Here is a 15,606-nt window from a genome sequence, read left to right as displayed (position 1 = left end):
ATGCGGGAGACCCGCACCATGGTGTGCCATTTAGTCGATCAGGCGGGCAGCCCGGCTTCGATCGTCTGGATGATGCGCGGGCGCAGCTCAGCGGTGCTGATCACGGCATCGACCGAACCGACCTCGACAGCGCGCTGAATGTTGTGCACGCGGTCGAATTCGGCGGCGACGTTGCCGAGTTTCTCGGTGCGCACCGCGGACCGGGCTTCGTCGAGTTCCGCGGTCAGCGTCGCCCGATCGGTGCCGGAGGCGTTCGCGGCGCGTGCCGCGAGGTCCCGGACCCGAGGATCGGCGGCGGTGCGTGCGTTGACCTCACCGGCGAACACCACCGCGGCGGCCGGTGCACCGCCGAGCACGGAGGCGAACGATCCTTCCAGCGCGAGCACGGTCATATTCGGGTTGAGCGCCTTGGAGAACACCACGAACGCGCCACCGTGGTACCGCGAGATCACGCAGAACACAATGGGCCCTTGGAAGTTCACGATCGCCCGGCCGATCTCGGCGCCGTACTCCAGCTGGAGTTTGCGCATCGACTCCGGCGACCCGTCGAAGCCCGACAGGTTCGCGAGCACCACCAGCGGCCGGTTGCCACTGGCCGCGTTGATCGCCCGCGCGGCCTTCTTCGACGACTGCGGGAACAGGGTGCCCGCGGTGTAGGTGTCCGGGCCGTCGGTGGACGGGTAACCGCGCCGCGGCACCCCGCGTGACTCGATGCCGAGCAGGCACACCGGGATTCCGCCGAGGTGCGCGTCCTGCACCACCGCGGTTTCCGCGTCGGCCATGCCGGCCCAGCGTTCCAGCACCGGGTGGTCCTGGTCGGCGAGCGCCCGCATGACGGTCCGAATGTCGAAGGGCTTCTTGCGATCCGGATTAGCCGCCGCGGAGAAGATCTGACCGACGGTGGTGAAGTCGCTGTCGGCCAGCAGATGTGGGAAGTCGGAGACGTCGCGGTCCACCGGATCGCTGGTCTGCGAACGCCGCGGCGTCTGCTCACCGGGCGCGATGTAGGTGTGGTCGTAGTGCGACATCAGCACATCGCGGGCCGCGCCCAGGTCCGGCGCCCAGTACTGCGCCTGGCCGTTCGGGCCCATCACCCGGTCGTAGCCGCCGATACCGAAGTTGTCCTCGGCCGACACGCCTCCGGAGAAGTCCAGCGCCTGCTTGCCGGTGAGCACCATCGCGGAGTCCGGCGTCATCACCAGGATGCCCTTGGTGTGCATGAGCATCGTGGCTTCGGCGTTCCAGTACGGCTGCGCGCCGACGTTGATGCCGGAGACCACGATGTTGATTTCGCCGCCGTCCTGGGTGAATTCGACGATCCGCTTGAGCGCGGCCGCCACCCAGTCCATGTTCTCGGTACCGGACTCCATCGAGATCCGGGCACCGGAGGACAGCGCGTACCACTCCAGCGGCACCTGCAGCCGGTCGGCCAGATCCAGCGCGGCGATCACCCGGCGGCATTCCGGCTCCGACAGTGCACCAAGCGATTTCGTCGGATCACCGAGCAGGACCACCCGGGTGACACCCTGCGGATGCCGCGGGGTCGGCGTGCTGACCACACCGGCGACGATCGCCGCGGTGTTGCGACCCTTGGGCCGGTCGACCGGCACCAGCACATGGTCGGCGTCGAGGTCGTACTCGGTGAACTCGCCGAGCAGCCCGGTGAGCTCGTAGGGGTACACGGTGTTGCGGCTGCTGGCCCGCAGCACCTTCTGCCGGTATGCGTCGAGCGGCTCGATCACATCGTCGGCCCGCTCGCCGATGGTCACCTCGGTGGCGTCGAAGCCGATGCGCACGGCGACCTTGGTCAGCTCGCCGGTCTTCGGATCACGCTGCCGAGCGATGAGCAGGATCTCTTCCAGCCCGGCGCCCGCGGTGGTCGGCCGCACGTGCTTGACGACCGTCTCCAGCTCTTCCGGCGTGACATCGATCGGCGGCCAGATGTACATCACGATGCGGTTGGTGTTGAACCGGTTGGCCGACGGCCGCAGCGACTGCGCTCGGCGGATCGAGTCGAGGCAGGTGGCGATGGCGATCTCGGCGGTCGGCAGCGCGAGCAGCCTGCCGTCCTGCTCGCGCAGCGCGGCCAGGTCCCGGACCTGCGCGAACGCCATGAGGCGCTCGTCGGACGGGTTGTCCTTGGCGACACAGCGGAACAGGTACACCTCTTCGTCGTCCGAAGACGGCAGCCGGGTGAGGTCGAACTTGCGCAGCCGCTGCATCTGCATCCGCTGGGCGATGTACGGGTGCAGACCGCGGATCAGGCGCTCCTCGGCCATGCCGGTGGCCGACGGACGGAAGGTGAAGTGGTGGTGCATGACCGCACCGCCGCTGCCCGCCACCGCGACGGTGATCCGGTGCACCTGGCTTGGCAGCTGATGCGCGCCGAGCACCTCGTGCAACGCCGCCGCCATCGCGTCGAAGTCGGCGGGCTGCTTCTCCCAGCTGAGGTAGATGTCGGCGTCGATGGACGCGGAGCCGCGGGCCAGTTCGGTGAGCCCGCGCAGCGTGTCCGCCAGCGCGTCGAAGCGCACGGCCGCGGAGACCAGGCTCAGGCCGCGGCGCTCGGCGATCACGAAGGTGCAGCCGCCCACCTCGTGGGTGCGCACCCCTTCGAGACCCTTGTTGCCGTAGTACCGACGGGTCAGCACCTCCAGCATGACGGTGTTGTCCTGGTTACCGCGCACCAGCCGCTGGCCGAGCAGCCGCACCAGCGGCTCGGTGCTGCGCACCATGTCGGAGATGCGCTCGGCGCGATCCGCCGAGTCCGGGTGCGCGTCCAAGTGGCGCAGGTGCTTTCGGATGTTGGTGTAGACCCTGGCCCGGTTGCGCCGCAGCAGCGGCTGGCCGTACCAGGCGTACACCACGCCGCGCGCGAGGTCGGCGATCACCGGGAAACGCACCTGCGTCGCGGCCACCAGCCGCTCCAGCGCCAGACCGACCGGCTCACGCAGGGCCCGATCCGGCATCGGCTCGCGCAGCCACTCGCGCAGCAGCGTAGTGATCACCGTGACGGTGTCGGACGGGCGTTGCTGGGCGAGGAAGATCCGGAAGACCGCCGCCTCCAGCTCGGGGGTGCGCTCCAGTTCGGTGACCCCGTAGTGCCCGAGCGCGTTGGAAAGCTTGGACTGGAACGACTCCGGCAGCCCGGCCCGCTCCACATCGAGGCTCTGCAGGTAGGTGTGGAAGTACTCGCGCGCGCTGTGCACGTGGCTGTACTGGCCGTCCTCACCCGAGGAGCGGTTGTGGCTCAGCTCGGCGAGGTCGGCGAACACCTCCATCAGTTCGAGTTCCTCGGCGAGCGGCCTGCGACCGTCCGCGAGCGCCGCCTGGCGTGCGGTGAGGTAGTCGTCGAGCACGCGGCGATCGTCGTGCGGGTCGACGTCGTAGCCGAGCAGCAGGCTGCGCAGATCCTCTTGGCCGCGGGTGGTCAGCTCGTGCGGCTGGATCCGCGCGGACCCGACGGGCAGGTCGAGTTCGACCGTGCCGACCGCGCCTGCCTCCTCCGCCTCGTCGCCATCACCGAGCGGCTCGAGCCACAGCAGTGGCGCGCCGGTCTCCACCTGGCTGCCGACGGACACGACGCATTCCTTGAGCCGCGCCTTGAACGGCGCACGCAGCACCGTCTCCATCTTCATGCTCTCCAGCACCAGGACCGGGCCGCCTGCCTCGACCTCGGCGCCGACCGCGAGCGGGGTGGCGACGACCAGCGCGGGGGCGGGGGAGCGGACCACGCCGCCCTCGTCCCGGCTGATCCGGTGGGTCACCCCGTCGACGTCGACGAGATGCACCGGACCGTGCGTGCCGGTGGTCAGCCGGTAGCGGGTGCCGTTCACCATGATCTGGCCGGTGTGCCGGTCGAAACGCTCGAGATCGACGTCGGCGGTGCGGATGTCACCGGCCGCCTCGATGCCGATGCGGAACCGATGGGCGCCGATGCGCGCGACCCGCACGCGGTAGCTCGCCCCACGCAGCTTGAGGTCGAGCGGCCGCCCGCTCTCGTGCTGGACCTGCGGACGCCCACCGGACGCGGTGGACAGCAGCCGGTGCCGTTCGGCCCGCTCCTCTTCCTCGTACGCGTCGATGGCCGCGGCGGCCAGCGCGATGGCGGAGTGCCGGTGCGAGACGAGTCGGCCTTCCCCGCGGACGCGGTCGATCCAGCCGGTGTCCGCGCTGGCGTCGATCACCTCGGGCTGGTTCAGCAGGTCGAGCACGAAGCTCTTGTTCGTCGCGCCGCCCTCGATGATGACCCTGGTCTGCGCGACGGCCCGGCGCAGCCTGCCGAGTGCTTCCTCGCGGTCGCGGCCGTAGGCGATGATCTTGGCGATCATCGAGTCGAAGTCGGCGGGGATGGTGTCGCCCTCGCTGACGCCGGTGTCGACCCGGATGCCGGGCCCGGCGGGCAGATTCAGCCGCGCGATGCGGCCGGGGGCGGGGGCGAAGTCGCGGTCGGGATCCTCGGCGTTGAGCCGGGCCTCGATGGCGTGGCCGCGTTCGATGGGCATGTCGCCCTCGAGCTTGCCGCCGGAGGCCACGTGCAACTGGGCCCGCACGAGGTCGAAACCGGTGGTGTACTCGGTGATCGGGTGCTCGACCTGCAGTCGAGTGTTGACCTCGAGGAAGGCGAACAGCTGGTCGCCGGGGTGGTAGAGGAACTCGACGGTCGCCGCGCCCCGGTAACCGACGGCGATCGCCAGCCGCTCGGCCGACGCCTTGAGCTCGGCCGCCTGCTCGGGGCGCAGCACCGGCGAGGCCGACTCCTCGATGACCTTCTGGTTGCGCCGCTGTACCGAGCAGTCGCGGACGCCGAGCGCCCACGCGGTGCCCTGACCGTCCGCGATCACCTGCACCTCGACGTGCCGGGCACCGGTGACCAGGCGCTCCAGGAACACCACGCCACTGCCGAACGCGCGCGCGGCTTCCTGCCGGGTGCGCTCGTAGGCGTCGACGAGGTCGGCGTCGTTGGTGACGACCCGGATGCCGCGCCCGCCGCCACCGGCGGTCGCCTTCAGCATCAACGGGTAGCCGATCTCGGCGGCGGCCGTCATCGCGGCTTCCACGGTCTCGACCGCGCCACGGCTCCACGGCGCGACCGGCACGCCGACCTCCTCGGCGATCAGCTTCGCGCCGATCTTGTCGCCGAGCTTGCGCATGGCGTCCGGGCTCGGGCCGATGAAGGTGACACCGATCTGTTCACACAGTTCCGCGAACGCCGGATCCTCGGCGACGAAACCCCAACCGACCCAGGCGGAGTCGGCCCCGGTCTCCACCAGCGCCTTTTCCAGCGCCTTCAGATCCAGGTAGGGGCGGGCGGCGGCCGGACCGAGGTCGTAGGCGATGTCGGCTTCGCGCACGAACGTCGCGTTCCGGTCGACATCGGTGTACAAAGCGACGGTTTCGATCGGTCGCGCGGTCGCCGCGGCCAAGTCTCGGACGGCGTGGATGAGGCGCATGGCGGCCTCTCCCCGGTTCACGATGGCGATGCGGCTGAACACTCGCCGACTCCTTCCTCTCCTGAAAGCTGACCCGTTGAACGGGTGAGGTTTGCAACTCTCGGTCCCGCGTAGTGTGCACCTCTCAGACAAATATGTGCACACCCGATCGGGTGTTACCGGTCCGTAGGTTGTGGGAACCCACCATATTTGGCTCGATCAGGCCGATTCCGGTGTACGGCGCGGCCCGGAATCACCCTCGCACAACGATCATTCACCTCGCTCGGAGATTCGGCGCAACGCTGTGGGATTCCCCTGGGTCCGATGTCCAATTCGTCCCCGGATGCCCCCGGCCGGGTTCCGGCACCGGGCCTAGGCTTGGCTGGCGCTGATCCGAGCACTGCCCGCCGCCGACGGCACCAACGACATGTACGCGGAATCCGCGGCGACGCACCTGCTGACCCGAGGTCGGCACGCGCCGCCGCCGGGCCCGGAGCACGCGGCGGTCCGCGCGAGCGTCGCCGTCATGCGGGAACGGTTCGCCGAGCCGCTGACCCTGGCCGATATCGCCGCCGAAGTGCATCTGAGCGTCTATCACTTCATCCGGGTCTTCCGGGAAGCGATCGGCGAGACACCGCACCGATTCCTCACCCGGTTGCGCATCGAGCAGGCGCAACGGCTGCTGTCCACCACCGACCTCACCGTGGCCGGTCTGGTCTGGTCTGCAGCGTGTCATGCGGCGCGTCATGCAGCAAATGGCGGATGGCCTTGCCGCGCACGCGGCGGCAGAGGTAGTAAAAGAATGAACTGATTCCGGCGACGACCGGTGTTTGCCCCTTCGCTGGTGTGTGCGCGAACCCCTATCAACCCCTACCCGTAGGTACGCGCGCACGCGCACAGCAGCGCCGACCGGTCCGAGCCGACCAGGCGCGACCTGCGAAATTCCGCAGATGTCTTCCCGCGCAGCATCTTTCACTCATGTAGCAACCCCTATCCGGCGCCGCCGACCGGCCGAAATCGTGTGGCAGGGTGATCGGGTATGAAGACGATCCTGATCACCGGGGCGACATCGGGTATCGGCCTCGCGGCCGCACAGCAGTGCGCCGCGCAGGGGCATCGGCTGGTCCTCGTCGGACGAAATCCGCGGAAGCTGGCCGATGCGGCGACCGCCGTCCGGGCCGCCGGTGCGGGCGGCGTGGACACCCTCGAATGTGATTTCGCCTCGCAGGCGTCGATTCGTCAGCTCGCCAAAAGTGTGCTGGCGCAATACGACCGGCTGGATGTGCTCGCCAACAACGCGGGCGGCTACCAGAAGAATCGCGTCGAGACCGAGGACGGCATCGAGACCACGTTCGCCGTCAACTACCTCGGCGGCTTCCTGCTGACCGAACTGCTCATCGATCTGATGGTGCGCAGCGCTCCCTCCCGGGTCCTGTTCACCTCCTCGGTGCTGCATTTCGGCGCCACACTGGATTTCGACGATCTCGGTCTCGCGCGCGGATACTCCGGCGAGCAGGCCTACAGCCGATCGAAACTCGCCAACATCCTGTACGCCAGGGCGTTGGCGCGCCGGGTCGAGGGAACCGGGGTGACGGTCAACGCCTTTCACCCCGGCGCGGTGGCGACCGGCATCTGGGATTCGATGCCGTGGTTCGGGCAGCCGCTGGTCGCGTTGGCGAAGCGGCTGTTCATGATCACCGTCGACGAAGGCGGTCGCGCGCTCACCTATCTCGCGACCGATCCCGAGGTAGCCGCGGTCACCGGCGCCTATTTCCAGAAGAACCGCATCAAGACTCCGTCGCGTCGTGCGCAGGACGACGCGCTCGGACAGCAGCTGTGCGAGGTGAGCGCGACCCTGGTCGAGTCCGCCGACTAGGCGCAGCGGCTGTGCAGTCCACGACAACGTTGTCGAAAGTCCAAGCGACACATGATGTTTGTCATCGACTGATCTGCAGAAAGCAGGGGTAATGCAGCGTACGCGTTTCGAGTCGATCGGCTCGTACACTCCCGAAACCGTCCGTTCCACCGAGGAATTGATCGACAGTCTGGCGGTGCCGAGGTCGCTCGATCTGGAGCGGATCACCGGGATCAAGAATCGGCGGGTCTACGACTCGCGGCCGGATCACTATGAATCGTCTTTCGACTTGGCGCTACAGGCCATCGACGATTGTCTGCGACATTCGGATTACCGCGCGGACGAGCTGGACATCATCATCTCGGCCTCCATCACCCGCACCCGCGGTAAGGACGTCTTCTGCTACGCACCGGCCTTCGCGCTGATGCTCGGCAACGCGATCGGCGCGACGTCGGCCCGGCATTTCGACGTCTCGAACGCCTGCGCGGGCATGATGACCGGGGTACTGGTGCTGGACCGGATGATCAAGGCCGGGGTGGTGCGCAACGGTCTGGTGGTCAGCGGTGAACAGATCACACCGATCGCGGAGACCGCGGTGCGGGAGATCAGCAAACCGTACGACCCGCAATTCGCGGCACTGACCGTGGGGGACGCGGCGGTGGCGGTCGTGCTCGACGATCGCGGCGACGACCACGATGAAATCCACTACGTCGAATTGATGACCGCCGCCGGCGGGGCCGAGCACTGCCTCGGCATGCCCAGCGACCAGTCCGCGGGCATCGCGCTCTACACCGACAACCGGGCCATGCAGAACGAGGGCAGGTACATGCAGGCGATCAACCGCATGGACGCCTTCCTGAAGGAGACCGGGCGCACCTGGGAGAGCGAGAAATACGACTACTGGATCCATCATCAATTCAGCGGACCGGTCATCGAGTATCTCGCGCACCTGACCGAGCAGCACTTCGGTACGCCGATGCCGCAGCCCCTGAATGTGCTTCATGAGTATGGCAATACGGCCTCGACCTCGCATTTCCTGGTGCTGCACGAGTATCTCGCGCAACAGAAGATTCCCAAGGGGTCGAAGGTCCTGATGATTCCCGAGGCGTCCGGCATCGTGTCCGGGCATCTCGCCGCGACCATTTCGCGTCTGGAGGCCTGAGCCATGGGTACCACGATTGTCGCCGCCGCGACCAATACCGATCTCGACACCGGCAGCTATTTCGAACTGGCCACCCGCGCGGCCCGCGCCTGCCTGGCCGGCTCGGATGTCTCCGTAGACGAGATCGGCATGCTGATCAATGTGGGAGTTTTCCGGGACGACAATATTTCCGAGCCCGCCGTGTCCGCGCTCATTCAGAAGCGGATCGGCATCGGGCTGGAATACCAGCCCGGACGGGTGCCCGCGTTCTCCTTCGACCTGATGCACGGCGCCACCGGCCTGCTGCACGCCATCAGCACCGCGGAATGCTTCCTGGCCACCGGTGATGTGGAGTATGCGCTGCTGGTGGCGGGGGATACCCATCCGTCGACGCAGCGCTACGTCGCGGGGTTCCCGTACACCACCGGGGCCGCCGCGGTACTGCTCGGAAGCACGCCCACCGCGGGCGGATTCGGCCGCCTGCATACTCGGGAGACCACCGGGACGGCTGAGCCGTCGGCCTGGGTATCGCTGGCAGAGGCCGGTGTGCACGGACGTTCGGCCATGCGCGTCCGGCACGGGGCGGAAGATCCGATCATGCTCGCGGCGGCGGTCGTTCGCGACTGTGTGGCCGAGGAAGGCCTCGACAGCGACGATTTCGCCGAGGGACGAGCGGTTCTGCTCGCTCCGGCTCCCGCTCTGGGATTCCGGGCCCGCCTCGCCGAAACATTGGGACTCCGACCGGAATCGGTCGTCGGCGTCGCCCCGGCGATCGGCGATCCGTACACCGCGGCACCGGTCCACGCGTATCTGAACGCGCGGGAATCCGGGTTGCTCGGCACGGCGGGGACGGTGCTGTTCCTGGCCGCCGACGACGCCGCGGCGGCCTGTCTCGCCTACCATCCGCAGCCGACGGTGGTCGCGACCGGACGTGAGGTCAGCGCCGCCGGACGCGAAAGATGTTGATGTAACTAACATTCCGCCATATTGTTCGGCGCCGTTCCGTGATCTTGTTGCCGCGATTCGAGGACAGGTCGCGGTTCGGCGACCTACGCTAGTGGCACCGGCTGGATCAATGGGGCGTCCAGGTATGCCCCCGCTGCGACGATGCCGCGTCTTCAGCGCACCGAGTTGTCTCTTTCGATGGTGCCTTCCCCAGTCGGGCACGCCTCATCGACGAAGGGGACTCGGGTATGTACCGGCAGATTGCGCGCGAAAAGTGGTCGCTACTCCACAGATCCGAGGTGGGTCAGGCCATGGCCGTGCTGGGCAATGCCAGCACGGTCGGCCTGGTCGCCGAACTGCTCGCCGCCGACGAGGCGGCGGTGCGCACGGCCGTCCGGCAGCTTGCCGCGGGCTCGTCCGGGCGGGCGCTGTTCGATCTCGACATCGGTGACCGCATCCTGCGCGACACCCCGGCGGAGGTGCGCCGGGAACTGCATCGTCGTGCCGCGAAGCTGTTGCACGACAAAGGGTTTCCAGCGGCGGTCGTGGCCGATCACTTGGTCGCTGCCGGTGCCACCGGGCATCCGTGGGCGGCGGGAGTGCTGCTCATCGCCGCGGCGGAGGCGTTGGCGAACGACCAGATCGACCGAGCGGTGCAGCGACTCGAGTTGGCCTACCGGGTGACTCGGGACGCGGCCGAGCGCGCCACGATCGCGATCCGGCTGGTGCGCGCCGAGTGGCGGCTGAGCCCGTCGAATCGGACGCGGAACTACACCCGGGTGCGCGCGGCTATTCGTGCGGGCCGAGTGCCGATGGCGGGACTGCCCGCCGCCGTCATGTTCCTGCTTTGGCACGGGCAGGCGCAGTACGCCGATCAGGCACTCGGACAACTGGATTGCAGCAGGCTCGACGAGGCGGCGCCGAAGATCGATTTCCTGTGCGCCTGGCTGCGGTCCTCGCATCCGCCGCACGCGCAACGGCATCAGCGGTTGCTCGCGGTCCAGGCCCGGCGACGTCCGGCGGTCGCGGCACGACCGTCGCCGCACCTACTCGGCGCGCAGCTGCTGAACGGACTGTTCGACGGGTGTCCGCAGGAGGCGACCGTCACCCTCGCCCAGCGTCTGCTCACCTGTCATCGGCTCGCCGCGAGCACCGTGGAAACCCTTGCGGCAGCGGTGCATTGCCTGATCTACACCGACCGGCTGGACACCGCGGCGGCCTGGTGCGACTCGCTGCTGGCCGAGGCCGAGGCCCGGCGGGCACCGACCTGGCAGTCAATTTTTGCCGGCCTGCGCGCGGAAACGATGCTGCGCAAGGGGAATGCGCGGGCCGCGACCGACGACGCCATGCTCGCGCTGAACGTGGTCCCCGCCGAACACCTCGGGGTCTGGATCGGCATCCCGATCGCGGCGCTCATTCGCGCGCACACCCTGGCGGGCAGGCACGACGACGCCGAGGCGCAACTGCGCAGGCCGGTGCCCCGGGCGCTGTTCGAGTCCCGGTTCGGCCTGCTCTATCTGCATGCCCAGGGCCACCACCAGCTTGCCGTCGGCCGGGCCGACGACGCGCTGCGCACCTTCCGCCGCTGCGGCCACCTCATGCGGCGCTGGCAGATGGACTTTCCGTGGCTGGTGCCGTGGCGCAACGACATCGCCGCCGCGCACCTCGCGCTGGGCGAACACCGGCACGCCCGCGCCGTCGCGAACCGCCATCTCGATCTGCTCGGTGCTGCGAGCCAGCACCGCACCGGCGGGGTATCGCTGCGCCTGCTCGCCGTGGCCGCCGACCGCTACCAGCGGGTCCGCCTGCTCCGGGATGCCGCGGCGATCGCCCGCTCCGGCGGCTGCGACCTCGAATTGGCCACGGTCCTCGGCGAACTAGGCGCCGCACACCGCGCCGTCGGCGACCACGACAAGTCCCGCACGCTGATCCGCGAAGCCACCCGGCTCGCCGACTCCTGCGGTGCCGACCCGCTGCTGCACGACCTGCGCGGCGACCGCCCGCCTCGCACCGCACCCATCGCCCGATTACGCACGCACGCGCACGGTCTCGACGCCCTCAGCCCCGCCGAACGCCGCGTCGCCGAACTCGCCGCGCACGGTAAACGCAACCGCGACATCGCCGCCGCCCTCGACATCACCACCAGCACCGTCGAGCAACACCTCACCCGCGTCTACCGCAAACTGGATGTCGCCCGCCGTACCGAACTGACCTTCGTCCTCGGCGCGGGCCGACGACCGTCGACCGGCTCGTCCGTCGCCGTCACCCGATAGGTGCGCCGCTGATCTTGCGTCCCTCGCGCACTTCTGGCAGTTTCGGTAATTGTCTCGGTGCGTAACTCGATGTGAGTCACCTCGCCCCTCGTGCGCACGCGCCGAGGCAGGCCGGTGACAGCGATCGGTTCTGTCGGCGGATTCGATCGAATGGTGAGGACACCATGGACTCTGCGCTCATCTCCGTGGGCTTGCCGGTGGTTTTGATAATCATCATGTTCGGGCTCGGGCTTTCCCTCACCGTCGAGGACTTCACCCGAATCGCCAAGAGCCCCAAGGCCGCCGCCATCGCGCTGGTGTGTCAGCTGCTGGTGTTACCGATCGCCGCGTTCGGTCTGGTCAAACTGTTCGATCTGGCGCCACTGCTCGCGGTCGGCGTGATGCTGCTCGCGGCGTCGCCCGGTGGCACCGCGGCGAACCTGTTCAGTCACCTGTTCCACGGTGACGTCGCGCTCAATGTGTCTCTCACGGCGGTCAATTCGATCATCGCGGTGGTCACCGTCCCGCTGGTCACCAACTTCGCCATCGACCACTTCGACCCCGGCGAGTCGGGCACGGTCGGTTTGCAGTTCGGCAAGGTCGTCCAGGTCTTCTCGATCGTGTTGATCCCGGTCGTGCTCGGCATGCTGGTGCGCAGGTTGTCACCACACTTCGCCCACCGGATGGATCGGCCGGTGCGCATCGGTTCCGCACTCACCCTGACCCTCGTCATCCTGGCGACCATCGTCGACCAGCGCGCCGACATCGTCCCCTACGTGCAAGCCGTCGGGATCCCCATGATCCTGTTCTGCTTCATCAATCTGAGCGTGGGCTACACCGTCCCCCGACTCCTCGGCGTGCAAGGTCGCCAGGCGATCTCGAGCTCGATGGAGGTCGGTATCCACAACGGAGTCATCGCCATCACCATCGCCGTCAGTGTGCTCGGCAGTATCGAAATGGCGATCCCCGCAGCCGTTTACGGCGTCGCGATCTTCCCCATCGCGACGGCTTTCGGTTGGCTCGTCACTCGCCGTCGGTCACCCGAAGCCCCAGCCGAATCCAGCCCAGCCGTCGGTGATTCCGATGCGGCGCTCGGGGATCCTTCCGCGCGCTGACTTTTCCCAACTCGTGTGGACGACTCCACGCCATCGAGCCGAAAGTTGCTGGCTGCTGCTGAAAATGTGGTGCGGCCAACTCCTTTCGATCGAACGACAGGCGCGGCCCGGACGTACGTCGGAAGCGCGAACGCCCTGGCGCCGAAGATGATGCTGTGATAATCTCTGGCGCCGAGGGGGCTTTCTGGTGGGGGATTCGCCTGTAGCACAAGCTGATTCGACCGGTTTGCTTTGCCTCGTCGCGCCTACAGATGGGGATATGTCATGCGCATACGGTCAACTTTCGCAGGTCTTGTCGGTGTGTTCAGCGTGCTCACGATAGGTGCCGCCTCGACAGGCACCGCCGCCGCTGAACCGCTGGCAGACAAGTCACGCGAGACCACTACCGACGACGGCTGGCAGATAAGGCTCACCAAGACCGAGGAGAATCTCGACAGATATCCCAATCTCGCGGCTACTCCGTTCACTCGCGAGGGGTTCGTCAGTCTCAAAGCCATCGCCGATATCGACGGCACGGGCACCGCGCCGGTCAATTCCGGCGCCATTACCCTCGGCTACCAGCTCGGCTGTCAGGTCGACGTCTCCAACGGTATGGCCATCGGACTTGCGATCGGGCCCAGCATCACCATCGGCATCACCACCGGTGTCGGTGCCAGTGCCAGCATCTCGCCCACGGTGTATCTGAAACCCGGCACCATCACCACAATTCCGTTCGGGACGAAATCGCTGGCCGGTCGCCACGGATCCATCACGTCCGACCAGGTCCACATCAAAATTGACGGCTGCATGGGTCCGGTCAGCCTCCGGTCCTACGCGCAGGTGAACATCACCACGCCCACCGCGGACAATTCACTGGCCGTCTACGGCGACCCGATCTACCTGTGAGACACAGATGTCACCGTTCAGAGAATCGGAAGACATCACTCGCCGCTGCGGACCACTGGTGGCAGTCCTGGTACTGCTGATCGGGATTTCCGTGGCGGCAGTCGGTGCCCGTAATGCTCCGCAGGCCGATGCCAGACCGATCAATCCTTATGTGCCGTGCCCGCAGTGGCAGGAAATGCATCCGGGCTGGCCGTGCTTCGGAAACTTCCCCGAAATCGAGGAGCCCTCGGTTCCCGGTCCATCGGCACCCGGGCTGCCGGGCCCACAGGCCCTGATACCCACCACGCCGCCGACCGGTACACCCGCGCCGCCGCCGGCCGCCGCGCTCACCCCGCCGGCTCCCGTCCCCGCGCCGGATCCGTGCCAGGCCATCATCCCCGTCGAAGGGTATGTGCCGCCCGCACTTCCGGGTAACGTGCCCAGCGCGCCGTGCTCGTACGGCGAGGCACCGGTCATTCCCTTGCAAGAGATCGGGTTGTGCCCGCTCGGTCGAAACCCTGACGGCAGTTGCCGTGGGCACGGCTTTTTCAACGGGTCCGGATCGAAGGTCGAGATCCCGGACGACTATGTGTACGACCCGGATTGTGAGCGTGTTCCGGCAGCGGCCTCGTGCTCCACCTGGGTATTGATGCACGACTACTGCTCGTTCTCGCCGGATCAATTGCCGGCGCCCGGCGCGAACGCTGACTTCCGTGGTCCGTGCGCGCGCCACGACATGTGCTTGGAGAATGGCGGCACCAACAATTTCTGCAACAACCAGTTGTGGAATCACATGCTCCAGAACTGCCAATACACTTACGGCAACGCCGATCCACGCCGGGAGTTCTGCGACAACAACGCGGCGGTCTACTTCGTCGCCGTAACCGTCGGGCAACCGCCTTTTCCCGGGTACAACGGGCCACTGGTGCCCGTGCCGAGATAGGTTTCCTCGCTACAGTTTTCGAAGGAGCAGGATCGAAATGCGCAAGATAGTCGCGATCGGCGCAGTGCTGGGCGTCATGGCGCTCGCCGGGTGCACCGACGGCGAAAACACCAGTCCCAGCCCGCCCTCGACCACGCCGGAGGCAGCCTCGTCGAGCGTGTCGCCCGCCTCCGCGCCGGCGACGCCCGCGCCCAGCCCCACAAAGGCAGTCGATCCCGCAGCCGAGGATCAGATCACAGCGGTGACCGGTCGCGCGATCGAAGCCTTCAACTCAGGCAGATTGCGCGATCTGCAGGATGTTTCGTGCGGGGCGCTGCGCTCCGACTTGGCGGCCGCCGACGCGGAAGCCTTTGCGGCCGAGGCTCGTTCCGAAATCGCCCGCCGGGGTCGTGGCGTGGTGACGCGTGTTTCCGACATCACCGTGCTGAACGAGTTCGGTAGCGCCGCGGTCACCGTCCGGTATGAACGGCGAGCCGAAGGCTTGGATGCTGCCAACGAGGTCCGTCTTTCCGGCGTGTATCAGCGAACCGGTGACAATTGGCAGATCTGCGGGCTCAGTAGTTGACCTGGTGTTGGGCGGCAGCCCTTTTGAGGGCGGAACTGGACGCCGCCGATACCATCGAGCACAGCGCCAGCAGCAGGATATCTGCCAGATAAGTGAAGCCGAGGGGGACGTTGAAGTACCCGAGGCGCCAGCGTGCGTGCTCCGGCACGATGAGGACATGGTTCTCGAACACCAGATCCCCGTGCCCGAGCTGCGCGAAATAGATCATGGCGACCGGTAGTGCACAGCACAGTGTCGCCACAACTGCGATGGCGATCGACTGTGCCCGCGCGGTTCTGGATTGCCGGGCCAGCTTTATCGACAACGTGACTATCGTGATCGAAGCGACGAGCACCGCGACGACCGCAATATTGTAGGCAGTCAACGACTCCCAGAATGTCAACGACGAGAATTTTATTGCCAGGACGCCCGCCAGGGTGAGGCAACAAATCAACGAACGCGCCCTGCTCAGTTTCGAGGCAGCAAGCAAGGCGGGGTCGTTCACTCTCGTCATG

The 15,606-nt window shown here is 67.3% G+C and carries 11 protein-coding genes; 9 read left to right on the top strand and 2 right to left on the bottom strand.

Annotated elements, in window-relative coordinates; genetic code table 11:
* Nucleotides 1-38: 38 nt before the first annotated feature.
* On the bottom strand, nt 39-5,495 hold the full coding sequence (locus IBX18_RS29035; protein WP_194836685.1) for a carboxyl transferase domain-containing protein: 5,457 nt from the start codon (nt 5,493-5,495) through the stop codon (nt 39-41).
* Between the two features lie 364 nt (nt 5,496-5,859).
* Between IBX18_RS29035 and IBX18_RS29030 the strand changes: the two genes are divergently transcribed.
* From IBX18_RS29030 to IBX18_RS28990, 9 genes are all read left to right on the top strand, one after another.
* Nucleotides 5,860-6,243, top strand: a complete 384-nt coding sequence (locus IBX18_RS29030) for an AraC family transcriptional regulator (protein ID WP_228541971.1) — start codon at nt 5,860-5,862, stop codon at nt 6,241-6,243.
* 228 nt (nt 6,244-6,471) lie between these two features.
* Complete coding sequence (locus IBX18_RS29025; RefSeq protein ID WP_194836684.1) at nt 6,472-7,308, top strand: SDR family oxidoreductase; 837 nt, start codon at nt 6,472-6,474, stop codon at nt 7,306-7,308.
* A 91-nt stretch (nt 7,309-7,399) separates the two neighbouring features.
* Nucleotides 7,400-8,449 (top strand): 3-oxoacyl-ACP synthase III family protein, encoded by a 1,050-nt coding sequence (locus tag IBX18_RS29020; RefSeq protein WP_194836683.1) that lies wholly within the window; start codon nt 7,400-7,402, stop codon nt 8,447-8,449.
* A 3-nt stretch (nt 8,450-8,452) separates the two neighbouring features.
* A complete protein-coding gene (locus IBX18_RS29015; protein ID WP_194836682.1) occupies nt 8,453-9,394 on the top strand; it encodes a hypothetical protein in 942 nt (313 codons plus the stop codon).
* Nucleotides 9,395-9,684: 290 nt separating this feature from the next.
* Complete coding sequence (locus IBX18_RS43200) at nt 9,685-11,646, top strand: LuxR family transcriptional regulator (protein WP_194836681.1); 1,962 nt, start codon at nt 9,685-9,687, stop codon at nt 11,644-11,646.
* Nucleotides 11,647-11,810: 164 nt separating this feature from the next.
* Nucleotides 11,811-12,740 (top strand): bile acid:sodium symporter family protein, encoded by a 930-nt coding sequence (locus tag IBX18_RS29005; protein ID WP_194836680.1) that lies wholly within the window; start codon nt 11,811-11,813, stop codon nt 12,738-12,740.
* A 264-nt stretch (nt 12,741-13,004) separates the two neighbouring features.
* Nucleotides 13,005-13,625, top strand: a complete 621-nt coding sequence (locus IBX18_RS29000) for an MspA family porin (protein ID WP_194836679.1) — start codon at nt 13,005-13,007, stop codon at nt 13,623-13,625.
* 58 nt (nt 13,626-13,683) lie between these two features.
* Nucleotides 13,684-14,547 (top strand): hypothetical protein, encoded by an 864-nt coding sequence (locus IBX18_RS28995; RefSeq protein ID WP_194836678.1) that lies wholly within the window; start codon nt 13,684-13,686, stop codon nt 14,545-14,547.
* A gap of 37 nt (nt 14,548-14,584) precedes the next feature.
* Nucleotides 14,585-15,112 (top strand): hypothetical protein, encoded by a 528-nt coding sequence (locus tag IBX18_RS28990; RefSeq protein WP_194836677.1) that lies wholly within the window; start codon nt 14,585-14,587, stop codon nt 15,110-15,112.
* Here the strand turns inward: IBX18_RS28990 and IBX18_RS28985 are convergent.
* Nucleotides 15,102-15,596 carry a hypothetical protein gene (locus tag IBX18_RS28985; protein WP_194836676.1) on the bottom strand — a complete coding sequence of 165 codons (495 nt, stop codon included), beginning with the start codon at nt 15,594-15,596 and terminating at the stop codon, nt 15,102-15,104. The two genes, IBX18_RS28990 and IBX18_RS28985, sit on opposite strands and share 11 nt — an antisense overlap.
* Nucleotides 15,597-15,606: the final 10 nt, after the last annotated feature.

It is taken from the genome of Nocardia sp. XZ_19_369, assembly GCF_015355715.1.
Classification (GTDB): Bacteria; Actinomycetota; Actinomycetes; order Mycobacteriales; family Mycobacteriaceae; genus Nocardia.
Note: the sequence above shows the minus strand (reverse complement) of the source record. Positions and strands in the feature narration are given on the sequence as shown.

Coding starts and splice junctions, on each gene's coding strand:
- IBX18_RS29025 (WP_194836684.1), top strand. CDS start 6,472: ATGAAGACGATCCTGATCACCGGGGCGACATCGGGTATCGGCCTCGCG.
- IBX18_RS29005 (WP_194836680.1), top strand. CDS start 11,811: ATGGACTCTGCGCTCATCTCCGTGGGCTTGCCGGTGGTTTTGATAATC.
- IBX18_RS28990 (WP_194836677.1), top strand. CDS start 14,585: ATGCGCAAGATAGTCGCGATCGGCGCAGTGCTGGGCGTCATGGCGCTC.
- IBX18_RS29020 (WP_194836683.1), top strand. CDS start 7,400: ATGCAGCGTACGCGTTTCGAGTCGATCGGCTCGTACACTCCCGAAACC.
- IBX18_RS29030 (WP_228541971.1), top strand. CDS start 5,860: ATGTACGCGGAATCCGCGGCGACGCACCTGCTGACCCGAGGTCGGCAC.
- IBX18_RS29000 (WP_194836679.1), top strand. CDS start 13,005: ATGCGCATACGGTCAACTTTCGCAGGTCTTGTCGGTGTGTTCAGCGTG.
- IBX18_RS29015 (WP_194836682.1), top strand. CDS start 8,453: ATGGGTACCACGATTGTCGCCGCCGCGACCAATACCGATCTCGACACC.
- IBX18_RS43200 (WP_194836681.1), top strand. CDS start 9,685: ATGGCCGTGCTGGGCAATGCCAGCACGGTCGGCCTGGTCGCCGAACTG.